Source organism: Amycolatopsis mediterranei (assembly GCF_026017845.1).
GTDB lineage: Bacteria > Actinomycetota > Actinomycetes > Mycobacteriales > Pseudonocardiaceae > Amycolatopsis > Amycolatopsis mediterranei.
Map to the genome: position 1 here is coordinate 9,390,270 of NZ_CP100416.1, position 12,840 is coordinate 9,403,109.

Sequence of the window (12,840 nt, forward strand, 5' to 3'; positions counted from 1 at the left end):
CTAACCGCCACCCCCGACAGGTTTCCGATCCCGGCTGGTCGCGGGCCGGAACGCAAGCTGTCACGAGCGCAGCAGGTCCACGACCTCCGCGACCCGGGGCAGCTGCTCGTCGAACACCTTCGGGTCCGTGCTCGCGATCCGCAGCAGGAAGTGCTCCACGCCTTCGTACTTCCGCAGCTGCCGCGCCACTTCCGCGGCACTGCCGCACACCTGCATCTGGATTCCCTGGACGAACGCCGCCGGGCGCCCGTAGTTGCGCTCGCAGTACTCCTCCAGCAGCGCCTGTCCGCGGTCGGCGTCGTCCTCGACCAGGACCGTCGCGAACAGCGCCGGGGTCACCGGCCGGGACGCCGTCGAACGGATGTGCGCGAGGCCGGTGCCGTAGTCGGCCGGGTCCGGCGGGTAGGGCAGCCAGCCGTCGTACAACCGGCCGACGCGCTCCAGCGCGCCCGGGGTGTACGCCGCCAGCCACACCGGCGGGCCACCCGGACGGGTGGGCGCGGGGAACACCGGCAGCGAGTCGTGGTGCAGCACCGAGCCGTGGAACGAGGACTCGCCGCGCCAGATCGCGCGCCACAGGGCCACGATGTCGTCCAGCCGGGCCCGGCGGCGCTGCCACGGGACCCCCGCGAACGCGAACTCCGGTTCGCTGCGCCCGGCGAACCCGGCGCCGACGGCCACGGTGAGCCGTCCGGAGCTCAGCAGATCGATCGAAAGCAGCTGGTTGGCCGTCAAGATCGGGTTCCGCAGGGCCGGGAGCAGTGCGGACGTCCCCAGGGTCACGCGCGACGTCCGGGCGGCGAAGGCGGCCAGGACGGCGAGAGCGTCCAGGGGCGCCCGCGCGAGGGTGTCGCCGACCCAGACCGAGTCGAGGCCGAGCTCCTCCGCGGCGACAGCGGTGGCGACCAGCTCGGGCGCGGTCCGCCCGGCGTCGAGGATGGGCTGGTAGGTCGGGATGACCAGGCCGTAGTTCGTCATGCGGTGAGCCTGGCCGGGCCGGGGAATGCCCTCAATTCCCCGCGGGGAATGGACCGGGCGAGCAGGATGGGACCGTGAACTTCGGAACCGCGCTGAAGGACTGGCGCACGCGGCGGCACCTCAGCCAGCTCGACCTGGCGTTGCGGGCCGGGACGACGCAGCGGCACGTGAGCTTCATGGAGAGCGGGCGCTCGCTCCCCGGCCGCGGCATGGTGCTGCGCGTCGCCGAGTCGCTGGAACTGCCCCTGCGCGAGCGCAACGGCCTGCTCTTCGCCGCCGGTTTCGCCCCGTCGTACCCCGAGACGCGGCTCGACGACCCGGCGATCCGGCCGGTGCTCGACGGGCTGCGGCGGCTGCTCGACGGCCACCGGCCCTACCCCGCGATCGTCGTCGACCGCTACGGCGTGCTGGTCGCGGCGAACGACGCGTTTTCGCTGCTCACCGAGGGTGTCGCGGCGGAGCTCCTCGAAGAGCCGGTGGACACGCTGCGGCTCGCCCTGCACCCGCGCGGGATGGCGCCGCGCGTGCGCAACCTCGACGACTGGGCGCGGCACATCCTCGAACGCCTCCGCAACGACCTGGCCCGCACCCCGGACGAACGGCTGGCCGCCCAGCTCGCCGAGCTGACGGGGTACCTGCCGCCGCCGGCCGCGCCCGGCCCGGAGCACCTGGGGTTCGCGGTACCGGTCCGGCTGGCCACTTCCGCCGGCGAACTGCGGCTGATCACGGCCATCACGACGTTCGCGACGGCGGCGGACGTGACCGTCTCCGAGCTGAAGCTGGAGACGTTCCTGCCCGCGGACGCCGAGACCGCCGAACGCCTTCAAACCATCAGCGCCGTCGTGTGACCCACCAGCAGTTCCGCGCTCGCCCACAGCACCGCCGCCGCCACGCTGCCCACCGCGAACCGGCGGTACGGCATCGCCGCCGAGCCCGCGACGCGCGGCACCAGCGTCCGGACGCCGGCCAGGCAGCGGCCCGCGATCACCGCCGGGACGCCGCAGCGCGCGACCGCCGTTTCCGCGCGCTCCCAACGATCCCGGCCGACGCGGCCGGCCAGCCGCGGTCCCCAGTGGCGCCCCTCGAGGTAGGCGAGCTGGTCGCCGAGGACGGCCGCGGCGACGGCGACCGCCCAAGCGAGTCCGAGGTGGAGCGTGCCCCGCTCGGCGAGGAAGCCCATCAGCAGCAGCGTCGACAACGTCGGCAGCACGATTCCCGGCAGCAGCGCGGTTTCCGCCGTGATGAGCAGGGCGCAGACGAGGTAGACGACCGCCGGGGGCGCGTCAAGCAGGGGCCGCAGCAGGCTGTCCACGCCGCGCCCTCCCCACGGCCACCGGCAGCGCCGCGCGGTAGACGAACGCGGGCGGCAGGTTGCCCCAGACGACCTGGGTGCGCTCCACGACCGCGAAGCGGCTTCGCAGCGACGCGGCGAAGCGGCGAGCGGGTGGTGTCCAGGCTGTGTGGGCGTACGCGAACGTCGTGAAGCGGCCGTTCGAAGCGAGGGCGGCGGTGACCGCGTCGAGGATGTGCTGCTGCCGGGACGCGGTCATGGCCGTCCACGGCAGCCCGGAGACGACGACGTCGACGCCGTCCAGCGCCAGGTGTTCCGCCGAGCCGGTGACGACGTCGGCTTCGGGGAAGCGTTCGCTCAGAGCGACCGCGAAACGCGGGTTGATCTCTATGGCCGTCAGACGCGCTTCGGGGCGAAGCAGCGCGAGGACCGCTTCGGTGAACACGCCGGTGCCCGGCCCGAGCTCCACGACGCACGACGCGCGTTCCAGGCCGAGGCCGGCCGTCATCTCTTCGGCCAGCCGCGGCGAACTCGGCGCGATCGCGCCCGTCAGCACGGGGTGGCGGAGGAATTCCCTGGTGATCGACATGATCCCGACGCTAGGAACGGCCGGGGTGGTCCCGAATCCGCCGGACCGGCCGGCCGGGTCATCCCCGAGGAGGACAAGATCAGGCCGGAGGAAGGACGCCCCGGACGAGGTTCCGGCATTACGTTCGGGACGTGGAACGATTCGTGAAGTGGGTGCGCCGGCACCGGTGGACGGTGGACCTGCCGCTGTACGCCGTGTTCGTCTTCCTCGCGCCCAACTGGGTCGGTTCCGGCCCCTACGCCGTCCGCGCGATCCCGATGCTGTTCCTGCTCCCCCTGCTGCTGCGCCGCCGGTTCCCGCGCACGGCCGCCGTGCTGATCATCGCCGGGGCGGCGGTGGTGTACCTCGACGACGTCTGGGCCTACGACCGCGGCCGCACCGAACTGGCCATGGCGGTCGTGCTGTTCAACCTGGTGAAGCTGGGCCAACGGCGGTTCGCCGCGCTGATCGCCTTCGCGATCGTCGTCCTCGACGTCCAGTGGGTCGCCCTCTACGCGCCGGAAACCGGGTACCCGACCTTGGCGTTGGTGGGCATCCTGCCGCTGCACGTCGCGGCCTGGACGCTCGGGGAGTTCTTCCGCGCCAAGGAACAGCTCACCGCGGAAGAGGAGAAGCGCGACGAAGCGCAGGCCCGCGCCGCGGTCGCGGAGGAGCGCACCCGGATCGCGCGCGAGCTGCACGACGTCCTGGCGCACAGCATGAGCGTGATCGTGCTGAACGCCGAGGGCGCGAAGCTCGCCCGGCACCGCGACCCCGAAGCCGTCGACCGCACGCTCGACACCATCGTCCACACGGGCCGGGACGCACTGGGCGAGCTGCGGCGGCTCCTCGAAGTCCTGCACGCCGGCCAGGCGGCGCGCAGTCCCCAGCCGACGCTCGCCGAGCTGCGCGAGCTGGTCGGCCAGTCCGGCCGGGACGTCACGCTCGACGTCACCGGCGACCCGGGCGCCCTGCCCGCGAGTGCCGCGCTGCAGGCGTACCGGATCGTCCAGGAGGCACTGACCAACATGATCAAGCACGCGCCGGCCGACGCGACCGGCCGCGTCGGCGTCGCCTTCGAGCCACCGGAGGTCCGCATCGAGGTGACGAACACCGGCGGCCACGCACCACCCGCCCCGGCGCTCCCGTCGTCCGGCCGCGGCCTGGCGGGCATGCGCCAGCGCGTCGAGATGTACCACGGCGAGCTGACCACCGGGCCGCTGCCCGGCGGCGGGTACCGCGTGTCCGCGAGCCTGGTGGTGGGCCCGTGACCACCCGGATCCTCCTCTGCGACGACCAGCAGCTCGTCCGCGTCGGCCTGCGCATGATCGTCGAAAGCCAAGACGACCTCACCGTCGTCGGCGAAGCCGCCAACGGGGAACAGGCCATCACCCTCGCCCGGGACCTGCGCCCCGACCTGGTGCTGATGGACGTCCGGATGCCGGTGCTCGACGGCGTCGCCGCGACCGCGCGGATCTGCGCCGAGCTGCCGGACGTGCGCGTCCTGATCATCACCACCTTCGACCTCGACGAGTACGCGTACGCCGCGCTGCGGGGCGGGGCCAGCGGGTTCCTGGTGAAGGACGCGCCTTCGGAAGAGATGCTCGTCGCGATCCGGGGCGTGCTGCGGGGCGACTCGATGGTCTCGCCGTCGGTCACGCGGCGGCTGCTCGACCGCTATCTCGCCGACGAGCGCGACCCCATGGACATCGCGCGGCTCGGCGTGCTGACCGAACGCGAGAAGGACGTGCTGGGCCTCATCGCGCGCGGGCTGTCGAACTCGGAGATCGCCGCGAAGCTGTACATCGGCGAGACGACGGTGAAGACGCACGTCGGGCGCGTCCTCGGCAAGCTGCGGCTGCGCGACCGGGTGCACGCGGTGGTGTTCGCCTACGAGTCCGGGCTGGTGCGTCCGGGTTCCTGAGCACCGGCCCTTCGGCGACACCGCCCTGGAGTTCCGCACGCGCCCGGCGTCGAACGGCGATTTCACCACTTGGTGGCAGGATGAGACTTATGCGGCGTTCGCTGGGTCTCATCGGTGTGGTGTCCCTGCTGGTCCTGGGCTGTTCGGGGGCGGCCAGCGAGCCGGTGCAGAGCGTCCCGCCCGCCGCCACGCCGACCGCCGCGAGCGGGAAGTTCAAGGTCGAGACCGTGACCGGCGGGCTGGAGCACGGCTGGGACGTCGGCTTCCTGCCCGACGGCGGCATCCTCGTGCCGCAGCGGCCCGGCAAGCTCGCGCTGATCCGGAAGGGGCAGGCCGCCGAGGTGCGCGCCGACTTCTCCGACGTCCTCGTCCAGGGCGAAGGCGGGCTGCTCGGCCTGGTCGTCAGCCCGGACTTCGCGACCAGCCGCGAGTTCATCACCTGCCAGGATCACCAGGAAGGCGGCAAGGCCGTCGACATCCGGCTGGTCACCTGGACGCTGGCCGCCGACGGCACGAGCGCGTCGAAGGTGAAGAACCTGCTCACCGGGCTGCCGGTGAACCCGAGCGGACGGCACTCCGGCTGCCGTCCGACGTTCGCCCCGGACGGTGCGCTGCTCGTCGGCACCGGTGACACCGCGCGCGCGTCGATCGCGCAGGACCGCCACTCCCTCGGTGGCAAGGTGCTGCGGCTGGACGCGAAGACCGGGAACGCGCTGCCGGACAACCCCTTCATCACTTCGAGTGACCCGCACGAACGGCTGATCTACACCTACGGCCACCGCAACGTCCAGGGCGTGGCGATCCGGCCGGGCAGCGGCCAGGTGATCACCGCCGAGCACGGGCCGACGTTCGACGACGAGGTCAACCTGCTGAAGCCGGGCGCGAACTACGGCTGGGACCCGTCGAAGGGCGGCACCGGGACGAGCTACGACGAGAGCGTGCCGATGACCGACCTCAAGCGGTTCCCGGACGCGGTTAGTCCACTGTGGACATCCGGCAAGATCACCGAGGCGATCAGCGGTGACGCCTTCCTGACCGGCGCGCAGTGGGGCACGAACGACGGCGCGCTGGTCGTGGTGGCGCTCAAGGGCCAGAAACTGCTGCTGTACCACCTGGATCCGGCGGGCAAGGTCCTCGACGTCACGTTGCCCCCGGAGTTCGACGACAAGTTCGGCCGCCTGCGCGCGGTGCGCAGCGGCCCGGACGGCGCGCTGTACGTGACCACGTCGGACGGGACGAACGACAAGCTGCTGAAGGTCACGCCCGCCTGATCACGAAGCCGGGATCAGGAACCTGGATCATGAAGCCGGATCATGAAAAAAGCACGGCCGCCGGGTGCCGTGGACACTTCCGCCGGGGCAGCGGATCGCGGAACATGGTGTGCACCAAAGCTTTCGCCCGCCCCCGACGCGTGTTGGACGCGGTCCGAAGAGAGCGTTCCCGCGGCAGCACCGCGCCGGTCCCCGGGCGCCATCGCCGACCTGGCGACCCGGGGACCGGCATCCACTTCCGATCGGTTCAGGCCTTGCCTGCCCGGAGCGAACCCTTCAGCGCGCCGACGGCGGCGGTCAGTGCCGTGGTCGCGGCCGGCCACTCGATGGTTTCCTTCCAGGAAACCATCACCGCGACGGCGTAGGTACGGGACGCGGTCCGGACCAGCCCGGTGGTGTTGAGCACCCGCCGGGCCTCGGAGCTGCCCCAGCCCTGCTTCACCGCCCACGTCGCGTCCGGGAACGCGCGCGGGATCCCGAAGTGCTGGTCGAACCCGTCGGCGGCGTTGCGCGGGGCGCTTTCCATCGCCGCGGTGAGGAACGCGCGGCCTTCTTCGGACAGTCCCGCGGTGATGTACCGGTAGACCGTGACGACGTCGGTGGGTGACATCCGGGTGGAGCCCCATTGGCCGGGGTCGTCCGGGGGCGTGGTGTGCGTGAGCCCCAGCTTCGCGACCTGCCGCCGGACGATGTCCGGGCCGCCGTTCTGCTGCCAGAGGCGGTTGGCGACGCGATCGTCGCTGGCGGCGAGCATGGCGTGGACGGCCGTCCCTTCGCTGTCCGAAGGCACTCCGGACCGGTCGATCAGGTCGAGCGCGACGAGCAGCTTCACCACGGACGCGGTGGGCTGCGGCTGGTCGGCCTTCCACCTCGTTTCGACAGCGCAGGCGCCGAGGTCGACGATCTCGATCCCGAGGCGCGGGTCGTTCCCGGTGCTCAGCAGCGTCTTTCTGGCTTCGGCGACCCGGCTCGCCTGGTTGTCCGCGGGATCGGCCGGCGGCGAGCCGCACCCGGCGCGCCAGCTGTCGCTGCCGGAACCGCTGTTGACGGCGAACGCGATGCCCAAGCCCCCGATCACGATGACCACCGCGATCGCCACGAGCACCTTCACGTTGTTCAGTCGCTCGAGCACCAGTCCACCTCCGCCGGATTCGTGAGGAATCCGAAGCTATTGCGGAGGTCGACGGCGGGGATCGCCCGATGAGCCGGGCTGTTTTGGCCGTTCGGTGGACAACCGGGTGGCGGCGAGCGCGGGCATCGGCCATCCGGCCGATGCGCCCGCCTAGCTACCGAGGTAGGCACCGCCGTTGACGTGCACCACCTGCCCGGTGACGTGCCCGGCGGCGGGGCTCGCCAAGAACGTCACCACGGCGACGACGTCGTCCGGCGTGCCCGGGCGCTTGTTCATCGTGTTGCCGATCAGCCGGTCGCGGCGCTGGTCGCTGAGCTGCCCGTGGAAGAACTCGGTCTCCCCGATCAGCCCCGGCGCGACGACGTTCGCGGTGATCCCACGCGGCCCGAACTGCCGGGCCACGCTGACGTTCCAGCCCTCGACCGCGGCCTTCGCGGCACCGTAGGACCCGGCGCCGGTGTGCGCGGCGATCGATCCGATGGTGATGATCCGGGCGCCTTCGCCGAGCCGGTCGCGCAGGGCGTGCGTCACCAGCGCCGCACTGACCACATTGGACCGCAGGTTCCGCTCGAACGCGGCCGCGAACCCGGCCAGCCCCTCTTCGCCGTCACCGTCGAGGAAATCGGTGTTGCCACCGGCATTGTTGACGAGGACGTCGACTCGGCCGGGCAGCTCGTCCAGCGCGCCTTCGACGGCCACGGGATCGGCGGCATCGAAGACCACGGGCCGTGCACCGGCCAGCGCCGCGGCTTCGGTGAGCACCTTCTCCCGGCGCCCGGTGATCGTGACGCGCTCGCCGGCCTGGGCGAAGGCCGCCGCCACGGCGTAACCGATGCCCGTGCCGCCGCCGGTCACCACGATTTCCCTGTTGTTCGCCATGAACCCGACCCTAGTGCCTACGATCGGGGGATGAGCAAGATCGAACCGGCCACGGCCGCACTCGTGCTGATCGACCTGCAGGAGCGGATCCTGGCGCTGCCCACCACGCCGTACAGCGGCGAAGAAGTCCTCGCCAACGCACTGCGGCTGGGGACGCGTTCCGCGCGACCGGTGCGCCGGTGGTGATCGTGAAGGTGTCGCGACCGGACAACCCGCCGGGCAACGAGCTGGTCTTCGAAGCCGGCGACGACAAGATCGTCACGAAGTACACGATCGGCGGCTTCGCGGGCACGGACCTCGACGAGTTCCTGCGCGGCGCGGGCGTCCGCACGGTGGTCTTCGGCGGCATCGCCACGGAGTTCGGCGTCGAGTCGACCCTGCGCGCGGCCGCGGACCACGGCTACGACACGGTCGCGGTGTCGGACGCGATGACGGCCCTTTCCGATATTTCGCACGAAAACGCCATCACGAAGATCTTCCCGCGCCTGGGCACGGTGCTGACGACCGACGAGGCGCTGGCGGCGCTGGCGTGATCGACAAGATCGCCTGGATCCACCTGGCCGGCGGCCGGATCCTCAGCACGCGCTCCCGCGGTAAGAACGTCTACTACCTCCCCGGCGGCAAACGCGAGCCCGGCGAAACCGACCGCGACACGCTCGTCCGCGAAATCCGCGAGGAACTCGATGTGGCGATCACGCCGGATTCGATCGCCGCGGCGGGGACGTTCGAAGCGCAGGCCGACGGCCACGCCGCGGGCACGCTGGTGCGGATGACCTGCTACACCGCCGAATACCGCGGCACGCTGAAGGCGAGCAGCGAGATCGAAGAGGTCGCGTGGCTCGGCTACGCCGACCGCGGCCGGTTTTCCGCGGTGGACCAGCTCATCTTCGACCACCTCCGCGAGGCCGGGCCGCTGCGATGAGCAGCGCGTCCCGCGAAAACGCCAGGCAACGGCCCGTCGCCTGGCTCGCCGGAGGCCGCAGTGCGGAAGGAGCCGTCAGCCCAGCCGGAGCTTCGGTTTGTGCTCCAGGTGCGACAACCCGTTCCACGCCAGGTTGACCAGGTGCGCGGCCACCTCGTCGCGCTTCGGCTTGCGTGCGTCCAGCCACCACTGGCCGGTCAGCGCCACCATGCCCACCAACGCCTGCGCATACAGCGCGGCCAGTTTCTCGTCGTAGCCGAGGGATCCGAACTGCTGGGCCAGGATGTGCTCGACCTGGCTCGCGATGTCGTTCAGCACCGTCGAAAACGTCCCCGTGGAGCTCGCCACCGGCGAATCACGGACCAGGATGCGGAACCCGTCGTGGGAGTCCTCGACGTAGGACAGCAGCGCCGTCGCCGCCTGCTCCAGCATCACCCGCGGGTGACCGCCGTGGAGCGTCGAAACCATCCGGTCGAGCAGCAGCTGCGTCTCGCGGTCGACGACCACCGCGTAGATGCCCTCTTTGCCGCCGAAGTGCTCGTACACCACCGGTTTCGACACGTTGGCGCGGTGGGCGATCTCCTCGATCGACGTGCCGTCGAAACCCTTCTCGGCGAACAGGGCCCGGGCCACGTTCAGCAGCTGCTGACGCCGCTCGGACCCGGTCATCCGCACCCGGGTCACCGGGGCGGCCGGACGCGCCCCGGTGACCTGCTCACGCTTCGAACGTCGTCTCCCCGCCATCGGGGCAGCCTAGTTGACTAGGCTTTTTCGGTGGTGATACGGGCCAAGCGCTGCGGCGTCGGCCAGCGGACGTCGTGCACCCAGCCGAACTTTTCGAAGATCCAGATCAGCCGCGCGGAGATGTCGATCTGGCCGCGCTTCACACCGTGGCGGGCGGACGTCGGGTCGGCGTGGTGCAGGTTGTGCCAGGACTCGCCGAACGAGAAGATCGCCAGCGGCCAGAAGTTGGCCGAGTTGTCCCGGGCGTTGAACGGGCGGTCGCCGATCATGTGGCAGATCGAGTTGATCGACCACGTCACGTGGTGCAGCACGCAGATGCGGACCAGGCCGGCCCAGAAGAACGCCGTCACGGCGCCCCAGAACGACCAGGAGATGAGCCCGCCGAGGATGGCCGGCAGCAGCAGGCTGACCAGCGCCCACAGCCAGAACAGGTCGTCGACCTTCTTGATCGCCGGGTCCTTCACCAGGTCCGGCGCGAAGCGCTCGGCGTTGGTCTGGTCGCGCTCGAACAGCCAGCCCATGTGCGCGTGCCAGAAGCCCTTGGCGATGGCCCACGGCGAGGTGCCGAACGCCCACGGCGAGTGCGGGTCGCCGTCGCGGTCGGAGAACGCGTGGTGGCGGCGGTGGTCGGCGACCCAGGTGATCACCGGGCCCTGCAGGGCGATGCTGCCCGCGATGGCCATGAACACGCGCAGCCACTGCTTGGCCTTGAACGAACCGTGCGTGAAGTAGCGGTGGTAGGACACCGTGATGCCGAGCCCGCTGATCGCGTAGAACACCACGAAGATGCCGACGTCGACCCAGCTCAGTCCCCAGCCCCACGCGAACGGCACGGCGACCAGGAGGGCCACCAGCGGCGCGATCACGCCGAAGTAGACCGACAGCTGCACGCCCATGCCGCGCGTGCCCTCGGTGACTGGTTTGGGGCCCTTCGGGGCCGAAGGTTCTCCGGCGGGCTGAGAACGGTCGAGCGTGGCCGTCATACGCTTCACTTCTTCCTACACAGGCGCGCCTTCTCACCAAGGGCGCCCTTACCTACGATGCCGTAAGTTACGGTACAGGAGGTTCGGGCCGCTGGGGAGAGCCCGAACTCACACCGGTCGTTCGGAACCGGGGTACCCGGCAGACGGGCGCATAACGCATCCCCCGCGCGGACGACACCCGATCGTCGCTATCCTGACCAGGATCGATCCGCCGTAGTGTAATCGGCAGCACTTCAGATTTTGGTTCTGACAGTTCAGGTTCGAATCCTGGCGGCGGAGCAGCAGAAGGAACCGGAACCCCACGACACCGGGAGGTTGGCGCTGACCGACGAGGCGACCGACCCGGTGACGGCCAGGCGTCCCGCGCTGGCCGAGATGTCCGACGCCTGGATCGTCGGGCGCGCGCGGGAGCTGAACGCCGCGGTCCAGCGGCACGAGTACACCCAGCAGCTCGAGATCGTCGCGATGATGGACGAGCTGCTCGACGAGACCCAGCGGCGCGGCGAGCCCCTGCTCGTGGCCCAGCTGCTGCGCTCGTCCGCGCTGGCCCGGCTGGCCACGAAGGGCCTGGCCGCGGAGGCCGAACCCCGGCTCGACGAGATGCTCGCGCACACCCGGCGCCACGGCATCGCCCTGCTGCGGGCCGACGCGCACGCGCTGCGCGGGCGCCGGCTCGTGATCGCCGCGCAGGAGGACGCCGCGCTCACCGAGATCGCCCGGGCGCTGGCCATCCTCGACGACTCCACCATCCCGGACCGGCAGGTCGGGCTGCGCAACTGGAACCGGCTGCTCTCCTCGACGCTGATCGACTGCTGGCTGGTGCTCAACCAGCTCGGCGTCTACGAAGCCGCCGAGGAGGTCATCGGCCGGGCCGCCACCGCGATCCGCGAGAGCGCGAGCCCGCACGACATCGCCCTGCAGCTGATCAACCGGATCAAGATGCTGCTCGGCTGGGGCCTGCGGCTGGAGCGCATCGACGAGTACGACGAGAGCGCCGAGAAGTTCCGCACCGCGGCGTCGATGGGGGCGGCCGCCGAAGGGCCGTTCGCCGAGTCGCTGTTCCCGCGCAAGGCGAACGTCGCGGCGATCGACCAGGTCGGCGTCCTGGCCGCGGCGCCGGCGCTGAACCAGCCGGGCGCCGAGCACGTCGAACGGCTGCAGCACCTCTACACCGAGCGCGCGTTCGGGCACGACCGGGAGATCGTCGCGATCGCGCTGGCGCGCTGCCTGGACAAGGAGGGCCGCCGCAGCGAGGCCCTCACCGTCCTGCGCGACACCCGCCAGTCGATCTCGGACGACACCTCGCAGCCGTCCATGCGGCTGAACATCGCCCGCGAGCTGGCCCGGCTCGACACGAGCCCGGACTACGCCTCCGGCGCCAGCGAGTCGCTGATCGACTACGCGCGGCGCCTGGAGTCGGAGATGTGGAGCCTGCGCGAGTCGCAGATCGCCACGCTGAACGCCCGCCGCGAGCACGAACGGCTCTCCGCCGAGCACGGCGCGATCACCCAGCAGGCCCTGCAGGACCCGCTCACCGGCCTGCCGAACCGGCGCGCGCTGGACGAGAAGCTGCGTCAGCTCGCCTCGTCGGCCGACGCGCAACCGCTGGCGGTCGCGCTGGTCGACCTCGACGGCTTCAAGGGCGTCAACGACAAGCAGTCGCACGCCGAAGGCGACAACGTGCTGCGTGTCGTCGCGAGCACCCTTCGTGACGCCCTGCGCGGCGACGACCTGGTGGCCCGCTACGGCGGCGACGAGTTCATCGTCCTGCTCCCGGGCACGCCCGCGTCCGCGGCGAAGATGGCGCTCGGCCGCGCGGTGAAGTCCGTCGCCAACCTGCCGCACCACCTTTCGCACGGCGTGACGCTGTCGATCGGGCTGGTCTCGCTGCGGCCGCAGGAACGCGGCGAGCAGGTCCTCGCCCGCGCGGACGCGGCCATGTACCAGGCGAAACGCGGCGGCGGCAACCAGGTGGCGTCGGCCAACTCGATGGCCGCGGACCCGGCCGCCGCGTGGGCGAGCGAGGCGCCGCCGACCGACCCCGCGTGGGACGCCGAAGACCACAGTTAGCAATTCGGCCGAAGGTAGGCGGACACGGTCCGGAGCCGACCCGCTCACCGGCACTCTTTCCGCCGTGGCTGCCGGTCG

The 12,840-nt window shown here is 71.2% G+C and carries 15 protein-coding genes and 1 tRNA gene; 9 read left to right on the forward strand and 7 right to left on the reverse strand.

Annotated elements, in window-relative coordinates; all coding sequences use genetic code 11:
* Positions 1-60: 60 nt before the first annotated feature.
* Positions 61-978, reverse strand: coding sequence for an LLM class flavin-dependent oxidoreductase (locus tag ISP_RS42455; RefSeq protein WP_013229949.1), 918 nt, complete (start codon positions 976-978; stop codon positions 61-63).
* 74 nt (positions 979-1,052) lie between these two features.
* Here ISP_RS42455 and ISP_RS42460 point away from each other — a divergent pair, with 74 nt between their 5' ends.
* Complete coding sequence (locus ISP_RS42460; protein WP_013229950.1) at positions 1,053-1,826, forward strand: helix-turn-helix transcriptional regulator; 774 nt, start codon at positions 1,053-1,055, stop codon at positions 1,824-1,826.
* Here the strand turns inward: ISP_RS42460 and ISP_RS42465 are convergent.
* Together ISP_RS42465 and ISP_RS42470 are read right to left on the reverse strand one after the other, a co-directional pair.
* Positions 1,802-2,290 (reverse strand): DedA family protein, encoded by a 489-nt coding sequence (locus ISP_RS42465; protein ID WP_013229951.1) that lies wholly within the window; start codon positions 2,288-2,290, stop codon positions 1,802-1,804. The two genes, ISP_RS42460 and ISP_RS42465, sit on opposite strands and share 25 nt — an antisense overlap.
* The gene (locus ISP_RS42470) at positions 2,262-2,858 is read right to left on the reverse strand and encodes a class I SAM-dependent methyltransferase (protein WP_013229952.1); all 597 of its coding nucleotides are present in this window, start codon (positions 2,856-2,858) and stop codon (positions 2,262-2,264) included. Before ISP_RS42470 ends, ISP_RS42465 begins: the two co-directional genes overlap by 29 nt.
* Positions 2,859-2,989: 131 nt before the next feature.
* On the opposite strand from ISP_RS42470, the gene ISP_RS42475 reads away from it, so the two are divergent.
* The 3 genes from ISP_RS42475 to ISP_RS42485 all read left to right on the forward strand — a co-directional run bounded on the left by ISP_RS42475 (position 2,990) and on the right by ISP_RS42485 (position 6,032).
* On the forward strand, positions 2,990-4,108 hold the full coding sequence (locus ISP_RS42475) for a sensor histidine kinase (RefSeq protein WP_014467754.1): 1,119 nt from the start codon (positions 2,990-2,992) through the stop codon (positions 4,106-4,108).
* Entirely contained in the window at positions 4,105-4,761 is a 657-nt protein-coding gene (locus tag ISP_RS42480) for a response regulator (RefSeq protein WP_013229954.1), read from the forward strand. The genes ISP_RS42475 and ISP_RS42480 overlap by 4 nt, the downstream gene beginning before the upstream one ends.
* Positions 4,762-4,850: 89 nt before the next feature.
* Positions 4,851-6,032, forward strand: coding sequence for a PQQ-dependent sugar dehydrogenase (locus ISP_RS42485; RefSeq protein ID WP_013229955.1), 1,182 nt, complete (start codon positions 4,851-4,853; stop codon positions 6,030-6,032).
* Positions 6,033-6,279: 247 nt separating this feature from the next.
* Here the strand turns inward: ISP_RS42485 and ISP_RS42490 are convergent, their stop codons facing one another.
* Both ISP_RS42490 and ISP_RS42495 read right to left on the reverse strand, forming a co-directional pair.
* Positions 6,280-7,164 (reverse strand): serine hydrolase, encoded by an 885-nt coding sequence (locus tag ISP_RS42490; RefSeq protein WP_013229956.1) that lies wholly within the window; start codon positions 7,162-7,164, stop codon positions 6,280-6,282.
* A 150-nt stretch (positions 7,165-7,314) separates the two neighbouring features.
* On the reverse strand, positions 7,315-8,043 hold the full coding sequence (locus ISP_RS42495) for an SDR family NAD(P)-dependent oxidoreductase (RefSeq protein WP_013229957.1): 729 nt from the start codon (positions 8,041-8,043) through the stop codon (positions 7,315-7,317).
* A 30-nt stretch (positions 8,044-8,073) separates the two neighbouring features.
* Between ISP_RS42495 and ISP_RS42500 the strand changes: the two genes are divergently transcribed.
* From ISP_RS42500 to ISP_RS42510, 3 genes are read left to right on the forward strand one after another with little or no spacing between them, the layout of a single operon-like run.
* Complete coding sequence (locus tag ISP_RS42500) at positions 8,074-8,229, forward strand: cysteine hydrolase family protein (RefSeq protein WP_014467755.1); 156 nt, start codon at positions 8,074-8,076, stop codon at positions 8,227-8,229.
* Positions 8,223-8,576 (forward strand): isochorismatase family protein, encoded by a 354-nt coding sequence (locus ISP_RS42505; RefSeq protein ID WP_013229958.1) that lies wholly within the window; start codon positions 8,223-8,225, stop codon positions 8,574-8,576. The genes ISP_RS42500 and ISP_RS42505 overlap by 7 nt, the downstream gene beginning before the upstream one ends.
* Positions 8,573-8,965, forward strand: coding sequence for an NUDIX hydrolase (locus ISP_RS42510; protein WP_013229959.1), 393 nt, complete (start codon positions 8,573-8,575; stop codon positions 8,963-8,965). The genes ISP_RS42505 and ISP_RS42510 overlap by 4 nt, the downstream gene beginning before the upstream one ends.
* Before the next feature lie 75 nt (positions 8,966-9,040).
* Here the strand turns inward: ISP_RS42510 and ISP_RS42515 are convergent, their stop codons facing one another.
* A complete protein-coding gene (locus ISP_RS42515; RefSeq protein ID WP_014467756.1) occupies positions 9,041-9,634 on the reverse strand; it encodes a TetR/AcrR family transcriptional regulator in 594 nt (197 codons plus the stop codon).
* Positions 9,635-9,726: 92 nt separating this feature from the next.
* Positions 9,727-10,692, reverse strand: coding sequence for an acyl-CoA desaturase (locus ISP_RS42520; protein WP_013229961.1), 966 nt, complete (start codon positions 10,690-10,692; stop codon positions 9,727-9,729).
* A 207-nt stretch (positions 10,693-10,899) separates the two neighbouring features.
* Here ISP_RS42520 and ISP_RS42525 point away from each other — a divergent pair.
* Both ISP_RS42525 and ISP_RS42530 read left to right on the forward strand, forming a co-directional pair.
* Positions 10,900-10,971: transfer RNA gene (locus ISP_RS42525), tRNA-Gln, on the forward strand.
* A 36-nt stretch (positions 10,972-11,007) separates the two neighbouring features.
* Entirely contained in the window at positions 11,008-12,762 is a 1,755-nt protein-coding gene (locus ISP_RS42530) for a GGDEF domain-containing protein (RefSeq protein WP_013229962.1), read from the forward strand.
* Positions 12,763-12,840: the final 78 nt, after the last annotated feature.